The organism is Sorangium sp. So ce176 (assembly GCF_051519835.1).
GTDB classification, from domain to species: Bacteria; Myxococcota_A; Polyangia; order Polyangiales; family Polyangiaceae; genus Sorangium; species Sorangium cellulosum_G.
The window spans coordinates 4,557,085-4,579,819 of the sequence record NZ_CP150371.1 but is presented as its reverse complement, the minus strand read 5'-3'; the positions used below and the strand labels follow the sequence as shown (position 1 = coordinate 4,579,819).

The 22,735-nt window shown below is 71.4% G+C and carries 23 protein-coding genes; 12 read left to right on the top strand and 11 right to left on the bottom strand.

The window, feature by feature from the left end:
• Nucleotides 1-13: 13 nt before the first annotated feature.
• Nucleotides 14-652, bottom strand: coding sequence for an STAS domain-containing protein (locus WMF42_RS16990; protein ID WP_061606717.1), 639 nt, complete (start codon nt 650-652; stop codon nt 14-16).
• A gap of 393 nt (nt 653-1,045) precedes the next feature.
• A complete protein-coding gene (locus tag WMF42_RS16985) occupies nt 1,046-2,263 on the bottom strand; it encodes an MFS transporter (protein WP_437693117.1) in 1,218 nt (405 codons plus the stop codon).
• A 207-nt stretch (nt 2,264-2,470) separates the two neighbouring features.
• Between WMF42_RS16985 and WMF42_RS16980 the strand changes: the two genes are divergently transcribed.
• On the top strand, nt 2,471-3,601 hold the full coding sequence (locus WMF42_RS16980) for a pirin family protein (RefSeq protein ID WP_061606716.1): 1,131 nt from the start codon (nt 2,471-2,473) through the stop codon (nt 3,599-3,601).
• Nucleotides 3,602-3,655: 54 nt separating this feature from the next.
• Here WMF42_RS16980 and WMF42_RS16975 read toward each other — a convergent pair whose 3' ends face one another.
• The 5 genes from WMF42_RS16975 to WMF42_RS16955 all read right to left on the bottom strand — a co-directional run bounded on the left by WMF42_RS16975 (nt 3,656) and on the right by WMF42_RS16955 (nt 9,221).
• Nucleotides 3,656-4,882 carry a PAS domain-containing protein gene (locus WMF42_RS16975; protein ID WP_437693115.1) on the bottom strand — a complete coding sequence of 409 codons (1,227 nt, stop codon included), beginning with the start codon at nt 4,880-4,882 and terminating at the stop codon, nt 3,656-3,658.
• Between the two features lie 97 nt (nt 4,883-4,979).
• Complete coding sequence (locus tag WMF42_RS16970; RefSeq protein WP_061606714.1) at nt 4,980-7,007, bottom strand: serine hydrolase domain-containing protein; 2,028 nt, start codon at nt 7,005-7,007, stop codon at nt 4,980-4,982.
• Nucleotides 7,008-7,046: 39 nt separating this feature from the next.
• Nucleotides 7,047-8,048, bottom strand: coding sequence for an aldo/keto reductase (locus WMF42_RS16965; protein ID WP_061606713.1), 1,002 nt, complete (start codon nt 8,046-8,048; stop codon nt 7,047-7,049).
• Nucleotides 8,049-8,118: 70 nt separating this feature from the next.
• The gene (locus WMF42_RS16960) at nt 8,119-8,790 is read right to left on the bottom strand and encodes a DNA-binding protein (RefSeq protein WP_437693114.1); all 672 of its coding nucleotides are present in this window, start codon (nt 8,788-8,790) and stop codon (nt 8,119-8,121) included.
• Between the two features lie 107 nt (nt 8,791-8,897).
• Nucleotides 8,898-9,221, bottom strand: a complete 324-nt coding sequence (locus WMF42_RS16955; RefSeq protein WP_434047811.1) for an ArsR/SmtB family transcription factor — start codon at nt 9,219-9,221, stop codon at nt 8,898-8,900.
• Between the two features lie 150 nt (nt 9,222-9,371).
• On the opposite strand from WMF42_RS16955, the gene WMF42_RS16950 reads away from it, so the two are divergent.
• Nucleotides 9,372-9,854 (top strand): SRPBCC family protein, encoded by a 483-nt coding sequence (locus WMF42_RS16950; RefSeq protein ID WP_437693112.1) that lies wholly within the window; start codon nt 9,372-9,374, stop codon nt 9,852-9,854.
• Between the two features lie 268 nt (nt 9,855-10,122).
• Here WMF42_RS16950 and WMF42_RS16945 read toward each other — a convergent pair whose 3' ends face one another.
• Nucleotides 10,123-10,869, bottom strand: a complete 747-nt coding sequence (locus WMF42_RS16945; protein ID WP_061606711.1) for a hypothetical protein — start codon at nt 10,867-10,869, stop codon at nt 10,123-10,125.
• 695 nt (nt 10,870-11,564) lie between these two features.
• Here WMF42_RS16945 and WMF42_RS16940 point away from each other — a divergent pair.
• Genes WMF42_RS16940 through WMF42_RS16920 form a run of 5 tightly spaced genes read left to right on the top strand, consistent with a single transcriptional unit; the run spans nt 11,565 to nt 14,945 of the window.
• A complete protein-coding gene (locus WMF42_RS16940) occupies nt 11,565-12,293 on the top strand; it encodes a hypothetical protein (protein WP_061606732.1) in 729 nt (242 codons plus the stop codon).
• A 4-nt stretch (nt 12,294-12,297) separates the two neighbouring features.
• A complete protein-coding gene (locus WMF42_RS16935; protein ID WP_437693109.1) occupies nt 12,298-13,176 on the top strand; it encodes a DUF4388 domain-containing protein in 879 nt (292 codons plus the stop codon).
• Nucleotides 13,173-13,976 (top strand): ParA family protein, encoded by an 804-nt coding sequence (locus WMF42_RS16930; RefSeq protein WP_437693107.1) that lies wholly within the window; start codon nt 13,173-13,175, stop codon nt 13,974-13,976. The genes WMF42_RS16935 and WMF42_RS16930 overlap by 4 nt, the downstream gene beginning before the upstream one ends.
• Nucleotides 13,948-14,517, top strand: coding sequence for a hypothetical protein (locus WMF42_RS16925; protein ID WP_061606708.1), 570 nt, complete (start codon nt 13,948-13,950; stop codon nt 14,515-14,517). The genes WMF42_RS16930 and WMF42_RS16925 overlap by 29 nt, the downstream gene beginning before the upstream one ends.
• Nucleotides 14,518-14,570: 53 nt before the next feature.
• Complete coding sequence (locus tag WMF42_RS16920; protein WP_061606707.1) at nt 14,571-14,945, top strand: hypothetical protein; 375 nt, start codon at nt 14,571-14,573, stop codon at nt 14,943-14,945.
• A gap of 5 nt (nt 14,946-14,950) precedes the next feature.
• Here the strand turns inward: WMF42_RS16920 and WMF42_RS16915 are convergent, their stop codons facing one another.
• Complete coding sequence (locus tag WMF42_RS16915; protein ID WP_061606706.1) at nt 14,951-15,961, bottom strand: helix-turn-helix domain-containing protein; 1,011 nt, start codon at nt 15,959-15,961, stop codon at nt 14,951-14,953.
• Nucleotides 15,962-16,085: 124 nt separating this feature from the next.
• Nucleotides 16,086-17,003, bottom strand: coding sequence for an SMP-30/gluconolactonase/LRE family protein (locus tag WMF42_RS16910; RefSeq protein ID WP_437693104.1), 918 nt, complete (start codon nt 17,001-17,003; stop codon nt 16,086-16,088).
• A 467-nt stretch (nt 17,004-17,470) separates the two neighbouring features.
• On the opposite strand from WMF42_RS16910, the gene WMF42_RS16905 reads away from it, so the two are divergent.
• From WMF42_RS16905 to WMF42_RS16885, 5 genes are all read left to right on the top strand, one after another.
• A complete protein-coding gene (locus WMF42_RS16905) occupies nt 17,471-18,445 on the top strand; it encodes a PAS domain-containing protein (RefSeq protein ID WP_437693102.1) in 975 nt (324 codons plus the stop codon).
• A gap of 292 nt (nt 18,446-18,737) precedes the next feature.
• A complete protein-coding gene (locus WMF42_RS16900; protein ID WP_061606703.1) occupies nt 18,738-19,610 on the top strand; it encodes an ABC transporter permease in 873 nt (290 codons plus the stop codon).
• Nucleotides 19,607-20,443 carry an ABC transporter ATP-binding protein gene (locus WMF42_RS16895; RefSeq protein ID WP_061606702.1) on the top strand — a complete coding sequence of 279 codons (837 nt, stop codon included), beginning with the start codon at nt 19,607-19,609 and terminating at the stop codon, nt 20,441-20,443. The genes WMF42_RS16900 and WMF42_RS16895 overlap by 4 nt, the downstream gene beginning before the upstream one ends.
• Nucleotides 20,440-21,489, top strand: a complete 1,050-nt coding sequence (locus tag WMF42_RS16890; protein ID WP_061606701.1) for an ABC transporter substrate-binding protein — start codon at nt 20,440-20,442, stop codon at nt 21,487-21,489. The genes WMF42_RS16895 and WMF42_RS16890 overlap by 4 nt, the downstream gene beginning before the upstream one ends.
• The gene (locus WMF42_RS16885; protein WP_061606700.1) at nt 21,486-21,956 is read left to right on the top strand and encodes a nucleoside deaminase; all 471 of its coding nucleotides are present in this window, start codon (nt 21,486-21,488) and stop codon (nt 21,954-21,956) included. Before WMF42_RS16890 ends, WMF42_RS16885 begins: the two co-directional genes overlap by 4 nt.
• On the opposite strand, the gene WMF42_RS16880 is transcribed toward WMF42_RS16885, so the two are convergent.
• Nucleotides 21,944-22,591, bottom strand: a complete 648-nt coding sequence (locus tag WMF42_RS16880) for an alpha/beta hydrolase (protein ID WP_437693099.1) — start codon at nt 22,589-22,591, stop codon at nt 21,944-21,946. The two genes, WMF42_RS16885 and WMF42_RS16880, sit on opposite strands and share 13 nt — an antisense overlap.
• Between the last annotated feature and the right edge of the window lie 144 nt (nt 22,592-22,735).

The window sequence follows — 22,735 nt, the reverse complement described above, 5'->3', positions numbered from 1 at the left end:
CGCGCCGCCGGCTTCAGGGGGCGCGCTTCGCCGCGATGATATGGCGGAGCGCCTCCCGCAGGTTCCTCCGCGTCGTGAGCAGCCCCGGGTCGAAGTCCATCTCCACGAGCGAATCGGCGACGAGCGGCTTGATCCCCGTGATCACGCATTCGGCGCCGAGCAGCCGCAGGGCGCTCGCCGCGTTGACCAGATGGCGGAGCGCCTCGCCGTCCATCGCGAGGATCCCGGTGACGTCGATGATGACGTGGCCCGCCGAGCGCTCGGAGACCGTCGCGAGCAGCTCGCTCATCACCTGCGCGCCCCGCTCGCTGTCCATGACCCCGACCACCGGGAGGCAGAGCACGCCGCTCCAGACCTCGATGACAGGCGTCGACAGCTCGCGCAGCGCGGCGCGCTGGAGCTCGATGGTGGCGCGCTGGTCCTCGACCTTCTCCACGTAATCGAGGCTCCGCGTCCGCTCCATGGCGACCGCCGCGATGAGCGCGTTGATGTCGTCCTGGAGCCCGTGGAGCGGATGGCCTTCGGGCAGCGCGTCGTCCCACCGGACGTCGAGCGCGCCGTCGCGCACGTCCGCGAGGACCTTGCGGAGGCCGTCGACGACGGCGCCGATCTCGCGCGGATCGTCCCCTGCCCCGCCTGGACGCTGGCTCATCGCGCTCTGGACGGGCGGCTCACGGCCCTGGTCGCCTCGCCCGGGGGTTCGAATCGGGGGGAGACTCGGGAGGCGAATCGAGGACGTGTCGCACGCATGGGATTGGCTGTACCTCGATCCAGGGAGAGGGGGCAATGACGGAGAGGATCGACCACTACCATCATCACCTCGACGGGGTCCGCCGCATCGTGGTGGTCAGTCACGACCACACGCCGCCCAACCTCGATCGGGGGCTGCTCACGGGCTCGCGCGCAGCACCGCACAGGTTGAAACCCCGAGAAAACGAACCACAGAGGCGCAGAGGACACAGCGTTTTTTGTTGTTCCTCTGTGTCCTCTGTGCCTCTGTGGTTCAAATCTCTTCATTCCTGGGTGTTTCAGGCTGTTCGGCGCTCTACGGCCGCGTCGCCGCGGCCACGGCGACGCGGCGCTCGATCCCGAGGAACAGCACCGGAAAGGCGATCGTGAAGGCGATCGACAGCGCGGCCACGATGGGCATCCCGTCGAGGCGGTGGTCGGGGAGCTCGTGGAGCATCCTCGCCGACCAGAACGCGGCGAGCGCGGCCGCCATGTGCTGCACGGCCGACTGGATCGAGGTGAAGCGCGCGCGCTCGGCGGGGCGCGGCACCTTCGACGTGAGCGTGTTGTACGAGACGTTGCGGAACGTCATGCCGAGCATGAACACGATGAAGATGCCGAGCACCGGCAGCCCCGGAACGTACGAGAAGAACCCGGCATAGAGCACGGCCACGAGCACCGCCGCCCCCACAGCGCCCGTCTGGAACGAGCCGAACCGGTCCACCAGCGGCCCCACCGCCCGCATCGCCGCGAAGCTGACCAGGCCGCCGACGAAGTAGAGAAGCCCGAGCCGATCGCGCGGGTACCCGAGGTTGAACTGCACGTACGCGGAGATGTTCGGGATCACCAGGAACGACGCCATCGTCACGACCGCCGTCGTCGCGAACGAGAGCATCACGATGGGCCGCCGGACGAGCGCGTGGAGCTCGCTCAGCGCGCCGCCCGGCGGCCGCGCGCCCGCGAGGTGGCCGCGCATCGAGGGCAGGAGGAAGATCGCGAGCCCGGCGACGACGAGCCCGAGCGCCGCGACGGCGTAGAACGGCAGCGGAAAGCCGCCGCGACGGGCGAGCTCCAGCCCGGCGGGGATGCCGAGCACCGAGGCGGCCGAGAACGAGCCCATCACGACGCCCATCGCCTTGCCGCGCCGCTCCGGGGGGATGACGTCGGCGACGATCGAGAACGCCACCGACGTCGCGGGCCCGCCGAACGCCCCCGCGAGCACGCGCGCCGCCATCAGGCTCGGCAGCCCGGTCGCCAGGCCGCCGGCCGCGGTGCCGACAACGAGGCCGAGCATCGCGACGGCGAGCGCGCTGCGCCTGTCGAACCGGTCGAGGAAGAACGCGCCGGCCAGGCCCGAGATCGCGGCCGCCGCCGTGTAGCTGCCGCCGATGAGGCCGATGTCGGACATCGAGATGCCGAGGGCGACTGCGAAGTCGGGCCCGAGCGGCATCACCATCACGAAGTCGAGGATGTTGATGAACTGGACCGCAGCGACGAGGAAGATGATGCTCCGTTCGGAGCGCTCTCTGGACACGAGGATCGACGTTACCACCTGGACCAGCGGAGCATCGAGGGGCGCGCAGACAACCCGCGCGCGATCCCGGTCGTCCTCGCCGCCCCTCGACCGCCGCTCCCCCCGGCAAACGCCGCGCGGCTGCGCGCCGGAGCGTCGATGGTTGCTCCCGCCGCAACGCCACGTTGCGCGCCTGCGCTGTTGTTCCTCCCTGGGCCGCGCCTTACGATGGCTGCCATGGATCGCCGCTCTGCCCTCGGTGCCCTCGCCGCCGCGCCTGTCGTTGCCGCATGCGCCCGCACCGAGCCCTCGTCCACAAGCACCGACGACGCCGCGCTCGCCGCGCAGGATGTCGTCCGCGACGTCGCGCCGCTCGGGTCGCCGTGGGAGACGCTCGACCCGTTCCTTTTCTGCGTGCACCACGACGACGCGTATCCGGCCGGCAACGACAGGATGGGGCCGGCCGCCTCGCTCGCCGGCCGCGCCATCGGGCGCGACTTCGCGGGAAAGGACGGGTGGCGCATGTACCACGGCGCCGTGGTCCCCGGCTTCCCGCAGCACCCGCACCGCGGCTTCGAGACAGTGACCGTCGTGCGGCGCGGGCTCATCGATCACTCGGACTCCCTCGGCGCGGCCGCGCGCTACGGCCGCGGCGACGTCCAGTGGCTCACGGCCGGGAGCGGCATCGTCCACGCCGAGATGTTCCCGCTCGTCGAGCGCGGCGGGCCCAACCCGCTCGAGCTCTTCCAGATCTGGCTCAACCTCCCGCGCGCGGACAAGCTCGCCGACCCGGCCTTCGTGATGATGTGGGGCGACACGATCCCGAGGCAGCTCGTGCGCGACGCCGCGGGGCGCTCGACCGAGCTCACTGTCGTCGCCGGCCGGTATGGCGAGCTCCGCCCGCCGGCGCCGCCGCCGAGGTCGTGGGCGTCGCGCGCGGACGCCGACGTGGCGATCTGGACGCTCAAGATGGCGCCCGGCGCGCGCTTCACGCTGCCGGCCGCCTCGCCCGGGACGAACCGCGCGCTCTACTTCTTCCGCGGCAGCGAGCTGCGCGTGGGCGCCCGCCGCGTCCCCGCGGGGCAGCGGATCACGCTCCGCGACGGCGCCGCCGCGCTCCTCGAGAACGGCCCCGACGAGACAGAGATCCTGCTGCTCCAGGGCCGGCCCATCGGCGAGCCCGTCGCGCAGCACGGCCCCTTCGTAATGACCTCGATGGCCGAGGTCCAGCAGGCCTTCCTCGACTACCGGCGCACAGGCTTCGGCGGGTGGCCGTGGCCGAGCGACGACCCGGTCCACGCGCGCGAGGAGGGCCGCTTCGCGCGCTACCCCGACGGGCGCATCGAGACAGCGGGCTGACGAGCGCCGCCGCGGCGCTTCGCGCCGATCGCGTCCTCGACGAGCCGGTCACGATCAGCGCCGCAGGGCGGCCGGTCCGGACGACCCTGTGGGATCGCTTCGGCGTCCTGGCCACGGTCGAGCGGCGCTGACGGCGTAGCGGATCCCGTCCTGCAGGGTACCGCGGGTGACGATGCCGGTGAGCTCCACGCCGAGCGTGACAAGGGTCTGGGCGACCTCCGGGCGGATGCCGGTGAGCACGACCTCGGCCCCGAGGAGCTGCACGCCGCGCGCGGCCTTGAGCAAGGCGTCCGCGACCTGCGTGTCCACTGTCGGCACGCCCGTGATGTCGAGGATCGCCGTGCGCGCGCCGGACGAGCTGATCCCCTGGAGCAGCGTCTCGACAACCCGCTCGGCGCGCGCGCTGTCGATCGAGCCGACGAGCGGCATGGCGATCACGCCGTCGCTGAGCGGGATGAGCGGCGTGGAGAGCTCGGCGAGGAGCCGCGCCTGCGACTGGATGATCTCCTCCCGCAGGCGCGCCTGCTCCTGCTCGGCCTGCTTGCTGGCGGTGATGTCCATGGTCACGCCGCAATAGCCGGCCAGGCTCCCGTCGTCGTTGCGAAGGGCGCGCATCTGGGTCTCGACCCAGACGAGGCGGCCGTCCTTCGTTGTCCACCGGCTCTGCGCGCTGGCGGAGCCCGTCGCGGCGAGCGTGCCGGATGCGTCTGCCGCCGGCCGATCGTCGGGGTGCGTGATCTTCGCCCAGAAGTCCGGCTCGGAGAGCCACTCTTCGGGGGTGTAGCCGCTCAGGGCAAGGGCGCGCTCGCTCACGAAGCTGACCCGCTGGCGGGACGGATCGTCGACGAACCATATCTCCCAGACGACGCCGGGCACGCTCGCGATGAGCCGATCCAGGCGGCGCCCCATCTCGTCGGCCCTGCTCGATAGCTGCACCTGCTCGGCCGCCGCGCGGGCGGCCGTCGACGCGTCGCGCGCCGTACAGCAGAGCCGGCTCTCGCCCGCCGCGCCGCCCTGCGCGTGGGCGACGATCTCGATCCGTCGGGGCGAGCCGCCGTCTCCCTGAAGCCGGACGACGAAGGAGATCGCGTCGCTCGAGCGCCTCGCCTCATCGAGCGCGACCTCCGCGTCCGCCCTGTCCTCGGGCGCGACGAGATCCTGCAAGCGACGCCCGAGGAGCGCCTCGGGCGCCGCGCCGTAGACCCCGAGGGCGGCCGGCGATGCCGCGACGAAGGTGCCGTCGGCGAGGTGCAGCGACACGGCGCGACGGTCGGCTGACATCCTGGCTGCGGAGGGAGCAGGCGAGCTCATGTTTCAATGAATCTCATGGCGGGACAAACGAACATCATACAGCCAGCGACGTGCCCGCGCGCGCTCCTCAGAGCTCCTTCGGGCACCTGCCCGCCTGCTTTGCAGCGTCGAGCTCGATCCCGCGGACGCGACCGGGCTCGCCCGCCTCGATCCTGAGCTTCATCACCAGGTTCCCGCCGCGCTCGCACACGACGCGGAACGTGTGCTCCTGATCCCCGTCCGAAGCGACCGAGCCGCCGAGCTTGCACCCGTGGCGCTCCTGCAGCGCACGGAGCTCCTCCTGGACGGCGCCGGCGTCGGCGGCGCTCGAGAGCACGGGCCCGACCGCGGCTGTCGGCTGGCCTGCAGCGAGCTCGAGCACCTGCTGCGCGCTGCGCTTCATCGCCTCGGTCGGGGGCGCGATGCCGTCGAGGCGGTACGTCATGATCCTGGACGTCCCGGCGTCGAGCGCGAGCTTCGCCTCGATGCGCCCCCGCTCGCACGCCATCGCGTAGCGCGCCTCGAGCGGCGGCTGCCATGCGATCAGCCCGCCGGGCCGACAGGCCCCGTGCGTCTTCCTGAAGCGCTGGAGCGTCTCTTCGAAGGTGCTGTCCGGGATGGCTCCCCGGAACTCCGGGGTGAAGAGCGCCTCGTAGCGCGCTGGCTCGAAGCGCTCGTACAGCGCGACGGCCCCGCGGAAGGCCGACTCCAGGCGGGCGCTCGGGCGCTCCCGCCGGGGCGCTGTGACGCCGGCCTCGCGCAGCATCGAGCGCACCTCCCCGAGGATCGCCTCGACGTCGGCGTCGGCGTGGCTCACGAGCAGCACGAGCCCCACGCCGGCCCGCGGGTAGAGCTCCACCCAGGCGGAGTAGCCGTCCGTCGCCCCGTTGTGCCGGACGACAGCATCGTCCTCGCAGCTCTGGTGCGCGCGCCAGGCATACGCGTACCCGGTCGCCGTCGCGTCGACAGCATGACGCCCCTCGGCGGCCGCCGGCGCGACCGAGAGGCGCGCGGGCCGCGCGGTCGTGTGGGCTTCCCGGATCGAGCTGCGCCGCAGGGGCCCCGCGTCGTCGCCGCTGCGCGGCGGATAGGCCGAGAGCTGGAACGCTGTGTAACGGGCCATGTCGCGCAGCGAGGCGTAGAGCCCGCCGGCCGCCTCGGACGCGCCGAAGCGCCAGTGGGGCGCGGGCTCCAGCTTGCCCGCCCTCTTGCGGTGCCCCGTCGCGAGGCGCCCGGGCGGGACCGCGCGCTGCTCCCAGAACGAGGACGACATGCCGAGCGGCGCGAGGAGCCGCTCGCTCACGTGGTCGCGGTAGCGATGCCCGGAGGCGCGCTCGACGACGAGCCCGAGGAGCGCGAACCCGAAGTTCGAATAGACCTCCTTCGTCCCGGGGACGACCTCGAGCATCGCGCCGGGCACCGCCGCGCGGAGCTCGGCCTCCGTGACGTCGCGCGACGGGTCGGAGTAATTGAACCGCCCGAGCCGCGGCAGCCCCGAGGAGTGCGTGAGCAGGTGGCGTATCGTGATCCGCGGCGAGTCGGAGGTCGGATAGACCACCTTCGCGAGCTCCGGGACGTAGCGTGACGCGGGGTCGTCGAGCGCGAGCTTGCCCTCGTCCCGGAGCTGCAGGATGGCGGCGGCGGTGAGCGTCTTCGTGATCGACCCGACGCGGTAGACAGTGTCCGCGTCGGGCGCCGCCGAGCTCGCCGGATCGCGCGCGCCGAAGCCGCGCGAATACGCGAGCTCGCCGCCGACGACGACGCCGATCGTGAAGCCCGGCAGCTCCTGCCGGACGAGCTCGGCGCCGAGGTGGGCCTCGATCTGCGGCGCGAGGGCGAGGAGCTTCGCCCGGCGCCCGGGATCGTCGAGCCACACCCCCGACGCCTCCGCGACGAGGAGCGGCGGGTCGTCGATCGGCGCGGCCGGGCTCGGCGCATGGGCGGTCGGGCGCGCCGCAGGCGCCCTGGGCGCGGCGGGGGGGCCCTCGCCCGCGGCGCAGCGGGTCAGCGCCACGAGGAGCGACAGGCGGGCGACGCGAGGCAGCAGCGAGGCGCCGCGCGCGGCGATCGCCGCCGGCGCGCCAGCGCGGCGGGCGCGCGGACCTCCGCGCCTCACCTCACGACCTCCCGCGCGCGCTGCTCGTGGGGCAAGGCTCTACCGGCGTTCGCTGTCGAGCTGCCGCATCTGCGGCGCTGCGTAGCGGTCGCCGGAGATCGTCACGAGCGCCTCGAGCGCCGTCAGGTCGGCTTGCGACAGCGGCCGGTCGAGGGCGCCGAGCGCGTCGTCGAGCTGCGCGAGCGTCTTCGCGCCGATCACCGGCACGAACGCCGGCTGCCGCCCGAGCACCCAGGCGAGCGCGAGCTGCCCCGGCGTCATGCCGCGCTCCTGGGCGAAGCGCTGGAACGCGCCCACGACGTCCTCGTTCCTCTCGCGGTGCTCGCCGGTGAAGCGGGGCAAGTGGGCGCGGAGGTCGCCCGGCCCCTTCGGCTTGCTGCCGGTGAGGAGCCCCCGCGCGTAGACGCCGTAGAGGGTCGCGCTGATGCCGAGCTCGGCGAGCGCGGGGAAGATCTCGGCCTCGGGGCCGCGGGTCGCGACTGCGTACTCGATCTGCAGGTCGACGATCGGGTGGACGCGGTGCGCGCGGCGGATCGTCTCGACGCCGACCTCGGACAGCCCGATGTGGCGCACGTGGCCCGCCTTCACGAGGTCCGCGATCGCGCCGATGGTCTCCTCGATCGGCACGGCGGGGTCGAGCCGGGCGGGGCGGTAGACGTCGATGACCTCGACGCCGAGCCGCTTCAGGCTGTAGGCGGCGAAGTTCTTCACCGCGACGGGGCGCATGTCGAGCCCGCCCCAGCCCCCGTCCGGCCCCCGGAGGGCGCCGAACTTCACGGAGAGCTGGACCCGCTCCCTCCGGCCGGCGATGGCGCGCCCCACGAGGAGCTCGTTGTGCCCCATCCCGTAGAAGTCCCCCGTGTCGAGCAGGGTGACGCCGAGGTCGATCGCCGCCTGGATCGTCCGGACGCTCTCGGCGTCGTCGGTGGCGCCGTACATGCCGGACATCCCCATGCAGCCGAGCCCCAGCCGGAACACCTCGGGCCCCGTGGAGCCCAGCCTCACCATGCGCTGCGTCTTTGCCGGTTCGTGCTTGCTCATCGCTCGTCCCTCCGTACGGGGAACGATCCTGGATGCCCGCGGCGAAGTCCAGCTTCCCGCGCCGGCGCGCTCACTGCGGCGCTAGGTCGCCCGCGTGGCGCGGCGCGACCTCGTAGGTCGCCTCGTACTGCGCGGCGAGGCCGGTCACCGAGATGGCCTGATCGACGGCGAGCGACGCCACGTCGATGACGGGTCGGCCGTCCACGATGTGCACGAAGACCTGGGTCTCGCCCGAGCTGTCGTCGATATACACCTTGAAGCCGTAGGGCTGGTCGTCCTCCACGGGCCTTGTCACGGCGCCCCTCACGTTGACCAGCAGGCCCTCGACCTCCTCTCCGACATAGGCGGTCGTCACGAGGGTCGGCTCGACGGGCCCGATCGCGTCGAGCACAGTGACAGCTGCCGCATCGGCGTTGAGCACCGTCTGCTGGGCCGTCTGCCCGAGCTTCCCCGTGACGCGCACCCGGACGTCCAGCTCGAGATCGAGCGCGTCGGGCAGGCTCACGTAGATGCCCCCGGTGGCGTCCTGGAGGGCGAAGCCCTGGTCTCCTGTCGCCGAGTTGAACGTGCCGGGCGCGACGGTCACGAACCCCTCGACAGTCGCCGTGGAGCCCTCGGCGAGGGCGCGGGCTTCGGCGACGGTGAGCGCAGCGTCCTCGCTGGAGCTGCAGGCTGTCGCCGCGAGGAGGCAGGTGATCACCGCGATCGAGGCGAGATGGCGCGTCGGAAGGTGCGTACGCATCCCTCGATCCCTAGCGGTGCCGCACGCAGGGAACAAGACGCCGCCCGGAGCGCTGGAGAGCGACGAAAGTCCAGCGCCCTGGCCGCGGCGCTGCTGTTGCTGCCGCCTCACGTCTCCAGATCGCGCTTCAGCCGGGCGAGGAGCTCGACCGCGGCGGACGCGTAGCGGCTGATCCACCGGTCGTGGATCCGCTTGATGGGGAGCACGTTCAGGTAATTCCATCGGTGGCGCCCTTCCCGCTTGACGATCACCAGCTCGGCCTTCTCCAGCACCCCGAGGTGCTGCATGACCGTGCAGCGATCCCACGCCGCGAAATGGTCGCAGAGCTCGCCCGTCGTCTTCGGCCCGTCCGTGAGCAGGTCCAGGATCTCTCGCCTGCGACCGTCGGCCAGCGCCTTGAAGACGAGGTCATCCGGCTCGGCGCTTGACATGTTATAATAATATAACATGATGCGGGGGCGGTCAATCACCGCGCAGACAGGTCGCCACGTCCGGCGCGCCCGTGCGCCCGTTGCGCCTTCGCAACGGCGCAACGGTGCGCCGGCGCGCGGCCGAGGCGTTACCGCGAAAAGGAGGGTGTCATGGAGCTCAAGTTCCAGGTGCAGACGAAGGTTCAGAAGCCCGTCCACGAGGTCTTCGATGCGGTCTACAACCCGAAGAAGCTCAGCGGGTACTTCACGACGGGCGGCGCGAGCGGGCCGCTCGACGAGGGGACCACCGTCATGTGGAGCTTCGCCGATTTCGACGGAGGCAAGCCCTTCCCTGTCTCCGTCAAGCAGGTCGTCACCGACAAGCTCATCGTCCTCGAGTGGGCGGCGAGCGAGCCCTCCGACGACGGCGACGGCAAGCAGATGAAGGAGCTCCCCTACAACACGACGGTGGAGATGCACTTCGAGGCGCTGGGCCCGAGCGCGACGCTCGTCCGGATCGCCGAGTCGGGCTGGAAGGAGACAGCGTCGGGGCTGCAGGCGTCCTACGGCAACTGCCAGGGCTGGATGCACATGGCCTGCTGTCTGAAGGCGTACCTCGAGCACGGCATCAACCTGCGCGAGGGCTCGTTCTGAGCAGGGAGCGGGGAGCCGCCCGAAGCCGAAGGTGGGCCGCGCGCTCGGCGCTCACGAGGTCAGGCCGCCGCCGCCACGGGCTCGTCCCTGGCTGCGCGTCCGTGATCTCGACGATCAGGCCGCCCGGCGGCAGAGGCAGGGCATGGTAGGGTGGGACGCCATCGGCGTCCGCGCCGCGCGCAGAGCGCTCTGCGCGCGGCGCGTGCCGGAGTGGGGTGCGGTGGAGGGGGCCGCGCGGCGCGGACCGGAGCGGCTCAACCGCGCTGCTTCACGCGGCGAGGATCGACGACCGGACCATCACCCCGCTCACGCCGTCGGTCTCGGCGACGCTCACCGGGTGCTTGAGGGCATAGCGCAGGAGCTCGTTCGTCCACGGCTCGAACATCGCGAACACCTCGTCCGCGAGCGCCTTGTACCGCGCGCGCGTGGCCGGGTCGAGCGAGATGCCCGCGAGCGCGGCGTGATCCGCGTCCACTGTGTGGCCCGATTCGCGCTCGAAATGATGCGGGCCGCAGTAGCGGAGCTCCGTGCCGAGGCGCTCCTCCAGCGCCTTGGCCAGCGGGAGCATCGCCGAGAACAGGACGTTGCCGGTCTCCTCGATCGCCTCTATGATGACGAGCCGCTCGAGCCCCGACGTGCCCTTGATGAGCTCCGTCAGCCGGGTCGTGAGGATCCGATTCTGAACTGTCTCTTCCCCCCACAGGAAGTTCATCCAGTCCGAGCCCCGCGCCTCGATGTCGAAGCCGAGCTTCGTCAGATCCTCCAGGTACCACGGCCAGTGGTGATCGTCCTCCCGGGAGTGGACGTTGACCATGTCCTGGTACATGTCCGGTTCGCGCTCGTCCCGGAGTACGAACCGGTTCAGGTCGCCGAAGCTCAGGATGAAGTAAGCCATGCACGGATAGAAGCCGAGCCGCTCGATAGGATCGAGCCGGTCGTCCCGCATCCGCTCGAACAGGGGTAGACGAGCGTAAGCCTGCTTCTTCTGGAAGATGTGCCGCAAGACCTGCCGCATAAGCGATCTCCTTTCGGCTGTTGTGTCGTTGGTCTAGTTATCCCTCTGTTTGCTTATTCCGAGGAGCCGAGGGCGCCTCGTGATGCCCAAGACAAGGTCACAGCGTCACCGAAGTGAGTGCTGCCGGATCTCGCCCGGGTTGAATTCTTGCCTGCCCCCCCCCAAGCTGCATTTCCGAGGTTGATTTTTCTGATCCAGCTTCGAACCGCCTCCAGTCGTCGTTCAACGCTGGGGGGTGTTCCCACTCGGTGTACCGACTGTAGCGCAAGTCCGGCGTAAGCTGAATCCAATATCTTCAGGGATCCTTCCATAGACGTCGGACGCGGCACTCAGGTGTACAAATAAGCGCCCGTGTAGGACAGCAAGACCGAGAGCGAGCAATGATGAGGGGCCGACGATTGCTCCCGCGGGGCGTCCGAGCGCGCCCGGCGACGCACCCCGCAGGCCGCGGCAGCGGGTCTCCTTTTATAGGCCCGGCCCCTGTCCTGGCCTTCACGTGGGCTCAGGTCGCAGCGACTGATGTAGAGTCTGGCTCTGACCGATCCCGCACACGCTCGCACCTGTGACGATGGCGAGGCCGATGGGCGACGCTGGGGGCCGCGGCCCGAACATTCAATCAAACAGCTTGAAGGCCGGAGGCTCGGGCATGTAACTTGCCGATTTGTGCCGTGAAAGACCAACACGACTCAGCTTTGGTGTCGGAACCCGAGAGCCGCGCGATCCCGAAGACCATTCCCGTCCGGGAGGAGGTCGTGCGGCTGGTCCGTGAGAAGCGCTACGAGGAGGCGCTCGCGGTGCTGTACCGAGCGCGATCGGAGTCTCCCAACGATCGCGAGCTGCAGACGAGCATCGAACGCATCAAAGAGTTCCTCGCCGGCGCCTACGCCAAGCGGCTGGGCGGCCTCGATCAGGTGGCGGGGCCCATCCCCGTGGCGGCGGGTCGCTCGCCCGACGCGCTGATGGTGGCGCGGTACATCGACGGCTCGTCGACCTTCGACGACATCGTGCAGATGTGCCCCCTCGGGCGGCTCCGCACGCTGCAGGTGCTGGTCGGCCTGTACACGGGCAGGGAGGTGGCGTCGCCGTACAGCGAGAGGACGCCGGTGTCGTTCCGGAACGCGCCGGAGACCACCGCGTCCGAGGCTCCCATGGACGCCGGGCCGCCGACCATGCCCGCGCGCGGGCTGGAGCGGCGCTCGCAGGAGCCCGCCCCCGTGAGCGCGCGCTTCACGCTGCCGGTGGTCGAGACCGAGGAGGATCGGCGCTACCGCGAGGCGTTCTCCCGCGGCACCGCCGCCTTCGTGCAGCGCCGCTTCGCCGAGGCGGTCGAGGCGTTCGAGGCGTGCGCGCAGATGCGCCCGGGCGACAACGCGGCGGCGGTCATGCTGCGCCGGGCGCAGCGCGACCGCGACCTCGGAGGCTGATGGAATGCCCATCGTCGTGATCGCCCATCCCGATCTGCGCGAGCGCATGCGGTGCATTCGCGTCATCGCCGGGCAGGCTCAGGTGAGCGCGCTCGGCGCCGCCACGTGGGAAGAGCTCGATCAGGCGCTCGACGGCGCGGCGAGCGTGGAGCTGATCATCTACGCGCCGTCGCTCCCCGGGGCGTCGGAGGACGCCATCGCGCAGCTGAGCCGCCGCACGGCGCGGCTGGTGCTCGCCGTGCACGACGGCGCGGAGATCCCGGGCGCGGTGAGCAGCGTCACGCGCGTGACGTGGCCCATCGCCGAGGAGACGCTCGTCCTCATGGCGCACGCCGCGGGCGCGCAATCGGCGCCGGTCGGGATGAACTTCGTGCCCGTCGATTTCTTGCAGATGATCTGCATGTCCGGCGACTCTCACGTCCTCGTGGTGAGCAACGAGAGCGGCGACGTGGGTCTCATCGAGGTGCGGCGCGGCCAGGTGTGGACGGCGTTCGACGCCCTCGGCGTGGGCGAGGAGGCGTTCGCGCGGCTCATCCGCCCGGAGATGCGCGTGCGCGTCAACCCGGCCGGGGGCTCGACGAAGGAGCGCACCATCTTCAAGGACCTCGCGGAGCTGGTGCTCGACTCGCTGCGCCGCATCGACGAGGGCAGCGTCGACATGCCGCCGCCGATCTCGTCGCGGCGGCTCGCGGTCGCGCTCGCCTCGCCGGAGCAGCTCGCGGGCCGCATCAAGCAGCTCAACGCCGACGCGCGGCGCCTCTTGATGGAGCGCAGCTACAGCGAGGCGGCCCGCGTCCTCACCGACCTCTCGGCGCTCGATCCCGCATCCAGCCTCGTGCGCGCTAACCTGGAACAGCTACGCAAGCTCGGATACCCAAGATGACCCGATCCATCGCATTCGCCAGCCTGAAGGGCGGAGTCGGAAAGACCACCGTGGCGCTCAACTGCGCCTTCGCCTTCGCGCGCCGCGGCGCGCGGACCCTCCTCGTCGACACGGATCTGCAGGGCGCCATCGGCATGTCGCTCGACGGCGTGAGCGATCGCCCCGGCCTGGCCGCGTGCCTCGCGCGCAACGGCCCACCGCTCGAGGGCGTGGTGAAGACCCGGCTCCCCGAGCTCTGTCTGCTGCCCATGGGCCCCGTCGACGCGCTCGACGAGGATCGCTTCGCCGTCAACGCGCGCGAGGCGAACATCGTGGGGCGCATCCTGGAGCAGGGCCAGCGCGACTTCGATCTGGTCCTCTTCGACACGCCGGCCGGGCTCGGCGGCATGTCGCGCATCGCGCTGGAAGAGGTGGACAGCGTCATCGCCGTGGCGCAGTGCGAGCCGCTCGCGCTGCGGGCCCTGCCCCGGCTGCTCGAGATGCTGGCGCGGCTGCGCGAGATCGGCGCCGCCTGCTCGCTGCTCGGCGTGATCGGCACCATGAGCTCGTTCCGCGATCCGGTGCCGCTGGCGTCGCTGGAGGAGCTGTGGTCCCTCTACCGCGAGCAGGTCTTCGACACAGCGGTGCCGCGCGACAGCACGTTCCTCCAGGCGAGCCGCGCGGGCGTGCCGCTCGGCTTGCTCAGCCGCCGACCTCCGGCGGTCTCTGCGGTGTTCGACAAGCTCGTGGCCGAGATCGAGGAGCGCCTGGGCACAACGGCAGGAGGCGAGGATGACGGTCCGATCCGTCTCGTGGACTGACGCGCAGCGGGTGAGCTCGCTGCTCGCGCAGGTGACCGCGCCGCGGTCGCAGGAGCGCACGACGCTCGTGAGCCCGATGGCGCCGCCGCGCCCCGCGGCGCAGGGGAAGCCCGCGCCGGCGAAGGCCGCGCCGGCGAAGCCCGCGCCCACGCCGCCGAAGGAGGTGCCGCGCCTCGTGCAGACCTCCGACAACCCGGCGGACCGGCTCGACACGCTCGTCGCCTGGACGCTCGACCACCACGCGTGCGTGGGCGCCTTCGTCGCCGACGACAACGGCCTCACGCTGGCGGCGCACGGCATCTCCGAGGCGCACGTGTCCCTCGTGGGCCCGCTGCTCTCGGCGCTCGTCGGCGTCCGCAGCATCCCCGGCGTCGACGCCACGGCGGGCGCGCTCTGGCTGGGCGCGCAGATGATGTCCTGGGTCGAGGCGCGCACGGCGCGCGGCGGTTTCTGCCTCGGGACCGTGGGCGACGAGGCCCTCTCCACGCGGGCGTTCGAGCAGCTCAAGGAGGCGCTCGAGACGACCCTGCACGGGCTGTAACGAATGCGGGATTTTCAACGCGGGCGCGCGCGCCCAGGAGCCACGGAAGCACGATGATCGATACCAAAGTCCTCGAGGCCGCAGTCCATGATCTCCGCAACATCCTTCGCGATGGGCTGCTGGCCACCGACATCTGGGAGCGCGCGGCGGGCCTGTCGCTCGCCGGCTTCAACCAGCAACCGGTGGCGGTGGCCCTCTTCACGCGCATCACCGAGGAGCTGGACACCTCGCTGCGCGACTCGAATTTCCCGCCGCTCGGGCGGTATTACCTGATGGACATGGCGGGCAACCACACGGTGGTGGTCCTCAACCACGGCAAGCTGCTCCAGGGCATGCTGGTGGACAACAAGCGGGCGAACCTCGGGATCCTCATCTCCGTGGCCATCCCGCGGATGATCGAGACCATCGCGCAAGCGGTCATGCGCTGAGCTGCTCAGCCCCCGACCCCGCTCCTCGACCCCCTCTCCTCGCCGAAGCAGCCGTCGTCCGCGCCCGGCCGGTGCCGCGCGCGGTACTCCGACGGGCTGAGCCCCTCGGAGCGCCGGAACTGCTCGGCGAAGCGCGACGCCGAGTCGTAGCCGCAGGCCGTCGCCACCTCGAGCACGCCGTGGCGCCCCGAGCGCAGCAGCGTCTTGCCCAGCTCGAGCCGCTCCTTCCACACGAGCGTCCTGAACGAGAGCCCCTTCGCGCCCAGCCGGCGGCGCAGCGTCGCGTTGCTCACCCCGAGCGCGCGCGCGACGTCCTGGGCGGCCCACGCGCGCGCCGGGTCGCGGCGCACCAGCGTCCGGATCGCGAGCGTGGGGTCGAGCGACAGCGTCGACGACGCGGCGCGCGCCTCCTCGAGCTGCTCGCGGTGCTGCAGCAGCAAGGTCAGGATGAGGTCCTCCAGCCGGTGCTGGAGGAGCAGCGCGTGCGCCCCGGGCAGCAGGAGCGTGTTCACGAGGTGGATCAGCGCCTGGATCGACGGCATCGCCGAGCGCAGGAGGTGCGGCCGATCCGCCTCGAAGCCGCCGAGCCCCCGCTGCACGCAGAGCGTCGGGTAGCGGCGCTGGAGCCGCTCGTCGACCTCGCTCAGGAGCTCGATGGTGAACGAGCGGTACACGCCGCGCTCCGGGTCCGGCTCGTTCACGAGCTCGAGGGGGATGCCCTGCGGCACGAGCAGGATCTGCCCCTCGCGCGCGACGAGGCGCGTGTTGCCGTCCGGCCCGTCGAGGAAGATCCGCTTCGCGCCGTCGAGGATGAGCACGACGAGCGGCCGCGAGAGCCGATGGATCTGGATCCGCTCGCGCGCGCGGGTGAAGACGCCGATCCAGCGGGCCAGGCCGGCGCCGGCCGCGCCGTACGTCGAGGACGCGCGCTCCAGCCGGGAGATCGCCTCCCGGAGCGCGCTCCAGGCCTGGGCCTGATCCGTGGGCTCGAGCAGTCGGGTGAGCTGGGTGTTCATGTTCGCTCCTGGTTGCCGGATCGATCGACGGGCGGCGCGATCGCCGCGGCGACGCGCTGCAGGCCGGCCGGGGCGGATCAGCGTAAGCGCGTCGCGCTGGCGGCCAAAGCGCAGCGCCGCGGGCTCACTCGACGTCGAGCAGGACGACCTCGTCGTCGTTGAAGAGCGGGACGAGCAGCCGGCTCCTCGCGCTGTCCCAGCCGAGGTCGGCGGGGCTCGGGAGATCCTCGGCGAGGGTGGAGACGCGCGGCGCGGCGTCCCCGGCGGGGTCGACCTCGAAGATCGCGCTCGCGTCCCAGCTCGACACGAGGAGCCGGCCATCGTCGAGGCGCACGAGGCCGTCCAGCGTGCCCGCGGGCAGCGCGATCTCGCGCCGCGGCTCGCCCGAGGCGGCGACCGCGTCGAGGCGCGCGGCCCCGAGGTAGGCCACCCAGATCTCGCCGTCGGCGTACGCGACGCCGTTCGGGTGCGGCAGCGCGGGGTCGGCGAGCAGCCTCGACGGCTGCCCGCCCGGATCGATCACGACGAGCGCGTCCGTGCCCGTCCCGGTGATCGCGCCGTCCATGACCGTCACGCCCGAGTCCGAGACGACGATCGACCCGCCGGGCAGGACGGCGATGTCGTTGAGCAGGCCGGCGCCGGGCACCTCGATGTCCTGGATCGGCGCGCCGTCGCTCGCGTCGAAGACGCGGATCGCGTCGATGTCGGCCACGTAGAGCTTGCCGTCCGCGAGGGCCATGCCCTTGGGCGCGCTCAGCGTCACGCCCTCGGACGCGCCGTCGATCCAGGTGAGGTCGAGGATCTCGCCGTCCGGCGACACGCGCGAGATGAACCCGCGATCGTCCTTCTCGACGGGCGAGCCGACGATGTTCGAGACCAGGTACACGTCGCGCTCCTCGTCGTGGAGCACGGACTCGGGCGTCGTGAAGCCGCCGACGCGGCGGCGCTCCGGCGCGGCCGGGGTCGGGCCCTCGGCGCACGCCTGGAGGACGGCGGTGAGGCAGACGAGGACGGCGGTGAGGCGCTTCGGGTGCGTGTTCATGGGGGTGACCTTCTCGGTTGAGCGGGCCCGGCGACGCGCCGGACCGTGCGCTCACCGTGCGCCCCGCCGCCGCGCGGCGCGCGCCCGCGGCGCTCATTGACGCGCCCGAAACGCTCACGCCCTGGCGCCCTGGAGGATCAACCCCTCTTGGCGACGACCCCCTGTCCAGCGCGACGGCTCAGCCCGACACCAGCATCCGGCGAGACCACCGCTTCGAGCGGCCCTCGAGTCAACGCGGCATCTCCTGCCGAGGGGGCGAGCCTGAGCTTGCGTTACCGCGCGCGTGGAACCCGGACGAGCGGGCGCGAGGTGAGTCGATATGCTCTCTTGCCATGCAGGGTCCTGAGCGCGAAGCGCGGGGCCTGTACACCGGTCCCGCGGACCAGCGTTGCGTCCCGAAGCATCTTCGGATACTGCGATCAAGCTGACACCTGGTACCCTGAATGCAGCCCGATCCAGATAACGAGATGCCGCTCAGTGAGCAGGTCGTGGCGCTTCGCGAGCGTGTTGCGGAGCTGGAGCAGGAGCTGGCCGAGGCGCGGCGAGCGGGCGCGACGCGGCGCGACGCCCGCCCTGCCGAGCAGGAAGAGGGGCTGCTCGCCAGGTTCTTCTCGGTGGAGGCCGCCGGGCACGCCGCGCTGCTCGACGCGATCCCGGCGATGGTCTTCTTCAAGGATCGAGCTCACCGGTACCTCGCCGTCAACAAGGCCTACACGGCGCATTACCGCCTCTCGGCCGACAAGATCGTCGGGAGGCGCGATGAGGACATCTTCATCCCCGAGGTCGCGCGCAGCTACCACGACAACGACGAGGCCATCATGGCCGACGGGATCCCCCGGCTGAACGTGGAGCTCCAGTGGAAGCTCGAGGACGGCAGCGACGGGTGGACCCTGGAGAACATCGTCCCCTTCCGTGACGCGCGCGGGCGCGTGATCGGGATGGTGGGCGTCGTGGTCGACGTGACCGCGCGAAAGCGGACCGAAGAGGCCTTGCGGCGCACCGAGTCCGAGCTGCTCGCCAGCCAGGCGCGCCTCCTCGAGACGGTCGCCGCGCTCGCGACGCCGGTGCTGCCGATCGAGCACGGCATCCTCGTCCTGCCGCTCGTGGGCCACCTCGACGGGACGCGGAGCAGCCAGCTCATGGAGGCGCTCCTGCAAGGCGTGGAGCGCCACGACGCCGAGTTCGTGATCATCGACCTCACCGGCGTACCCGTCATCGACAGCCACGTCGCGCGCCACCTGCTGCGCGCTGTGCAGGCCGCGGTCCTGCTCGGCGCGCAGTGCGTCCTCGTCGGCATGTCCGCGGCCACCGCGGCGTCCCTGGCGAGCACCGGCGAGGCGCTGGAGGAGCTCGTCCTCCTGAGAGACCTCCGGGCCGGCGTGCGTTACGCGATGTCGCGGCGAAAGGCCAGGGCCCGCGCCCTCCCCATGTCGCTCCCGTGAACGACACGCGACCCCCGAGAGGCCGTGGCGCTCAGCCCCTCTCCTCGCACACGCACCCATCCTCCCGGACGCAGCGCGAACGATGCTGCGATGAGGGCAACCCGCCCACCTCGATGCGCGCGCTCCAGCGCTCCAGATCGCGCTTGACGGTGTGGCGCCGGACTGATGACATCTATTCAGGCCAATCCTGATGAAGGTACCTGGCCCGCCTGCTTCCCGGGCGCCGACATGAACCCACGTCGGGACCAGATCTCCTCTGTCCCGACTCGGTCTGTCTCGAGAGAACGTCACGATGGGAGGCTCGGAGGCCTTCACGAGGATGCTTGTCGACACGAAGCCGCTCGCGCCGTCGCGCCAGTGCGGGCGGGCGCCGCCGCGCTGGCTCGCGCTCGGCCGCGCCATTCCGGGCCGCGCCCGCCTCGCGCTCGGCGCGGCGAGCCTCCTCTCGATGGTGGCGGCGTACGCGTGGCTCCCGGCCCGCAGCGGGTCGGACGCCGCGATCGTCCCGACGCTCTCGAGCATCGGGGGCGCCACGGCCGAGGCGCTCGCGTCGAGGGAGCTGTGGACCGACGTCCAGCACAGCTTCCTGCGCGTCACGGCGGGGTTCGCGGCCGCCGCCGTCCTCGCGGTCCCGCTCGGCGTGCTCGCGGGCGCGTTCCGCGGGGTCGCCGCGCTGCTCGAGCCGCCGACCGAGTTCCTCCGCTATGTCCCGGTGCCGGCGCTGATCCCGCTGGTCATGATCGCGGCCGGCATCGGCGAGGGAGCGAAGGTGCTTCTCGTGTTCCTGGGCACCTTCTTTCAGCTCCTGATCATGACAGCGGACGAGGTGCGGCGGGTCCCGACGCCGCTCGTCCAGATCAGCCAGAGCCTCGGGGCGACGCGGCGCGAGATCGTCTGGCGCGTCCTGGCCCCGGCCGCCCTCCCCGGCGTCTGGGGCGCGCTGCGCATCTGCAACGGCTGGGCGTGGAGCTACGTCGTCGTCGCGGAGCTCGTGGCCGCCACCGAGGGGCTCGGCTTTCGCATCCTGCGCTTCTACCGCTTCCTCCAGACGCCGAGCATCTACGCCTATCTTCTGGTGCTGGGGCTGCTCGGCCTCGGGCTCGACTGGATGTTCCGCGCGGCCTCTCGCCGGCTCTTCCCCTGGGCGCGGGGGCGCGAGACATGAAGCTGTCGCTGCGCGGCGTCGCGAAGTCGTACCCCGGTCGCCGCGGCGAGACGGTCGCCCTCTGCCCGCTCGACATGGATGTCCGAGAGGGCGAGTTCGTCAGCCTCGTGGGCCCCTCCGGGTGCGGCAAGTCCACGCTGCTCCACATCGTGGCCGGGCTCGAGCCGGCGACGACGGGGACGGTCGATCTCGACGGCGAGCGCGTCCTCGGCCCCGGCGCCGAGATCGGCCTCCTGTTCCAGCAGCAGACGCTGTTCCCCTGGCTGAGCGTGCGCGAGAACGTCCGGTTTCCGCTGACCCTCGCGCGCGCCCGCGCGGTCGAGCGCGATCGGCAGGCGGCGGCCCGGGTCGACGGCCTCCTCCGCCTCGTCGGGCTCTGGGACTTCCGCGACAGCCTCCCCGCGGAGCTGAGCGGCGGCATGCAGCAGCGCGCCGCGCTGGCGCGGGCGCTCGTGGGGCAGCCCGAGGTGCTGCTGATGGATGAGCCGTTCGGCGCGCTCGACGCGCAGACCCGCGAGGACATGCAGGAGCTCTTGCTCCACCTCATCCAGCATCACCGCATCACGACGCTGCTCGTCACGCACGACGTGGACGAGGCCCTGCTCCTCTCCGATCGCGTCGCTGTCTTCTCCGAGCGGCCGGGCCGGGTCCTGGCCAGCCTCGACGTCACGTTCGCGCGCCAGGCGCGCTCGTCGGAGCTCAAGCTCGACGAGGCGTTCCTGCACCAGAAGCGGGAGATCCTGGCGCTCCTGCGCGGGCGCGCGCGCGCCGGGGCGCAGCGCGACCGCTTGCTCTTCGGGCTCACCAACACGCCACTGGAAGGGGGATCATGAATCGAAGAACCGTCATGCAAGAGCTCGGGGCAGCGCTCGCGTGCCTCGCGCTGTCCGTGGGCTGCTCGAACAAGGACGCCGCGCCGGACGAGGCGTCCGCCGCCGCACCCGCCCCGGGCGAGCGCCCCGGGGCCGCGGCGCCCCCCGCCGAGCCGCTGAAGCTCACCGTCGGCCACGACCTGTGGATCGGCTACTCGGGCGTCTTCCTCGCGAACGATCTCGGGTACTTCAAGCAGGCCGGGCTCGACGTCGGGCTCAAGCCGTTCTCGAACCCCGGGGACACGCTCGCGGCGCTGGCGTCGAGCCAGCTCGACGTCGGGCTCACCACCCTGCAGAACCTGGCCGTGCTGAACGGCAACAGCGAGACGGACGTCGTGGCGATCGCGCTTGTCGACAGCTCGAACGGCGCGGACGCCGTGGTGGCCAAGGACAGCATCGCGTCGATGGCCGATCTCAAGGGCAAGACGGTCGCCCTCACGCTCGGCGAGGTCAATCACATGCTCTTCCTGTTCGGCCTCGAGAAGAGCGGGATCAGCCCCGGCGACGTGAAGATCACGAGCATGAGCGCCGACGACGCCGGGGCGGCGTTCGTCGCGGGCAAGGTCGACGCCGCGGTCACGTGGGAGCCGTGGATCACCAAGGCGACAAAGACCGGCGGCCACGTGATCTTCTCGAGCGCCAGCATGCCCGACACGATCACGAACTCGGTGGTCGTGCACAAGGCGAAGCTCGACGCGGGGGGCGACGCCTACAAGAAGTTCCTCGGCGCCGTCGATCGCGGGGTCCAGACGCTGCGCAGCGAGCCCGACAAGGCGTACCCCATCATCGGCAAGTACCTGAGCGCCTCGCCCGAGGACGTGAAGGGCATGCTGGCCGGCGACAAGATCTACGATCTCGCCGACAACAAGCGGCTCTTCGGCGCCGCGGAGAAGGCCGGCCCCGCGGTGGCCTCGATGAAGTCGGTCGTCGACTTCGCGGTCCAGTCCAAGCTCGTCAAGAAGGCGCCGGCGCCGGAGTCGCTGCTCGACGCGAGGCTCGTCCGATGAGCCGCGACGAGGAGCTGATGGCGCGGGCTCTGGAGGTCGCGCGCGGCGCGCAGCGGGCGGGCGAGCCGCCGTTCGGCGCCCTCGTCGTGGCCCCGGACGGCGCGGTCGTGGCCGAGGCGACCGACGAGGTGAACGCCCAGCGCGACTTCACGTGGCACGCCGAGGTGGGCGCCGTCCGCCGCGCCTGCGCGGCCGTCGGGCCGGATCTGCAGGGGTACACGCTGTACACGACCGTGGAGCCGTGCCCGATGTGCTTCACCGCGGCGTGGCTCGCCCGGATCAGCCGCATCGTCTTCGGCTGCACGATGGCCGAGGTCACGAAGGCGACCGGTGGCGCGCAGCGCGAGCTGGCCGTCCCGGCGCAATGGATGAACGAGCACTCCGGCGCGCCGCTCGATCTCGTCGGCGGCGTCCTCGACGATCAGTGTCTCGCCCTGTTCGGGCAAGCCGGCGTTCAGCGCGGGTAGCCGCGCCACAGCCAGAGCAGCGTCTCGGGGAGCGTCTGCGCGATGACGCCGGAGTCGCAGTGGCGGGCGTCGCGCGCGAAGACGAACCGGTAGTGATAGTCCTTGGCCGCGAGCTCTCGCGCCATGTTCCGATTGGCCGAGACCCAGTTGTGGAGGTCGGTGGCGGGCCTCGACGCGCCGAGTTCGTGCTCGCCCACCTGCAGGAACACGCGCAGCGGCTTGCGCTTCGACGTGCGGATGAGGTTCTCGTGGTACTCCCACGCGCCGTGGGGGTACTCGTCGTCGGGGTGCTGGTTCACGAACGTCCCCGAGTAGGTGAGGATACGGCGGTAGAGGTCCGGCCGGAACCAGCCCATCGTGAAGGCCGCCGCGCCCCCGGAGCTGCAGCCGAAGCTGGCTCTCCCCTCGGGATCGTCCGTGAACGTCACGCCATGGTCGGCCTCGATCCCGGGCAAGACCTCGGTCTCGATGAAGTTCACGTAGGCGTCGGAGACGGTATCGTACTCCAGGCCGCGCGCGCTCCCCGGCCCATCGCCCGGGCCGGGGTTGATGAACACGCCGATCAGCTTCGGCAGGCGGCTGCAGCCGAGGCCCACGAGCGCCGCGAGGCCCACGGTCAGGAGGGACGTTCGCATCGCCTGGGCGAGCGAGGGCGGCGCGTGCGGACAGGATGTTGAGATTTGATCGCAGCCGACGTGTCGTGTTCAAGGTAAGGACTCCTCTCTCGCCGCCGCGCCGGACCATGGCGGGAGACTTCCACCAACTCGCAATCGCCTGAA

What these genes read in the sequence shown, in the direction of transcription:
- WMF42_RS16990 (WP_061606717.1), bottom strand. Translation starts at nt 652, where the DNA reads ATGAGCCAGCGTCCAGGCGGGGCAGGGGACGATCCGCGCGAGATCGGC.
- WMF42_RS16980 (WP_061606716.1), top strand. Translation starts at nt 2,471, where the DNA reads ATGGCTGCCATGGATCGCCGCTCTGCCCTCGGTGCCCTCGCCGCCGCG.
- WMF42_RS16975 (WP_437693115.1), bottom strand. Translation starts at nt 4,882, where the DNA reads ATGTCAGCCGACCGTCGCGCCGTGTCGCTGCACCTCGCCGACGGCACC.
- WMF42_RS16965 (WP_061606713.1), bottom strand. Translation starts at nt 8,048, where the DNA reads ATGAGCAAGCACGAACCGGCAAAGACGCAGCGCATGGTGAGGCTGGGC.
- WMF42_RS16960 (WP_437693114.1), bottom strand. Translation starts at nt 8,790, where the DNA reads ATGCGTACGCACCTTCCGACGCGCCATCTCGCCTCGATCGCGGTGATC.
- WMF42_RS16955 (WP_434047811.1), bottom strand. Translation starts at nt 9,221, where the DNA reads ATGTCAAGCGCCGAGCCGGATGACCTCGTCTTCAAGGCGCTGGCCGAC.
- WMF42_RS16950 (WP_437693112.1), top strand. Translation starts at nt 9,372, where the DNA reads ATGGAGCTCAAGTTCCAGGTGCAGACGAAGGTTCAGAAGCCCGTCCAC.
- WMF42_RS16945 (WP_061606711.1), bottom strand. Translation starts at nt 10,869, where the DNA reads ATGCGGCAGGTCTTGCGGCACATCTTCCAGAAGAAGCAGGCTTACGCT.
- WMF42_RS16935 (WP_437693109.1), top strand. Translation starts at nt 12,298, where the DNA reads ATGCCCATCGTCGTGATCGCCCATCCCGATCTGCGCGAGCGCATGCGG.
- WMF42_RS16930 (WP_437693107.1), top strand. Translation starts at nt 13,173, where the DNA reads ATGACCCGATCCATCGCATTCGCCAGCCTGAAGGGCGGAGTCGGAAAG.
- WMF42_RS16925 (WP_061606708.1), top strand. Translation starts at nt 13,948, where the DNA reads ATGACGGTCCGATCCGTCTCGTGGACTGACGCGCAGCGGGTGAGCTCG.
- WMF42_RS16920 (WP_061606707.1), top strand. Translation starts at nt 14,571, where the DNA reads ATGATCGATACCAAAGTCCTCGAGGCCGCAGTCCATGATCTCCGCAAC.
- WMF42_RS16915 (WP_061606706.1), bottom strand. Translation starts at nt 15,961, where the DNA reads ATGAACACCCAGCTCACCCGACTGCTCGAGCCCACGGATCAGGCCCAG.
- WMF42_RS16910 (WP_437693104.1), bottom strand. Translation starts at nt 17,003, where the DNA reads ATGAACACGCACCCGAAGCGCCTCACCGCCGTCCTCGTCTGCCTCACC.
- WMF42_RS16905 (WP_437693102.1), top strand. Translation starts at nt 17,471, where the DNA reads ATGCCGCTCAGTGAGCAGGTCGTGGCGCTTCGCGAGCGTGTTGCGGAG.
- WMF42_RS16900 (WP_061606703.1), top strand. Translation starts at nt 18,738, where the DNA reads ATGGGAGGCTCGGAGGCCTTCACGAGGATGCTTGTCGACACGAAGCCG.
- WMF42_RS16895 (WP_061606702.1), top strand. Translation starts at nt 19,607, where the DNA reads ATGAAGCTGTCGCTGCGCGGCGTCGCGAAGTCGTACCCCGGTCGCCGC.
- WMF42_RS16890 (WP_061606701.1), top strand. Translation starts at nt 20,440, where the DNA reads ATGAATCGAAGAACCGTCATGCAAGAGCTCGGGGCAGCGCTCGCGTGC.
- WMF42_RS16885 (WP_061606700.1), top strand. Translation starts at nt 21,486, where the DNA reads ATGAGCCGCGACGAGGAGCTGATGGCGCGGGCTCTGGAGGTCGCGCGC.
- WMF42_RS16880 (WP_437693099.1), bottom strand. Translation starts at nt 22,591, where the DNA reads ATGCGAACGTCCCTCCTGACCGTGGGCCTCGCGGCGCTCGTGGGCCTC.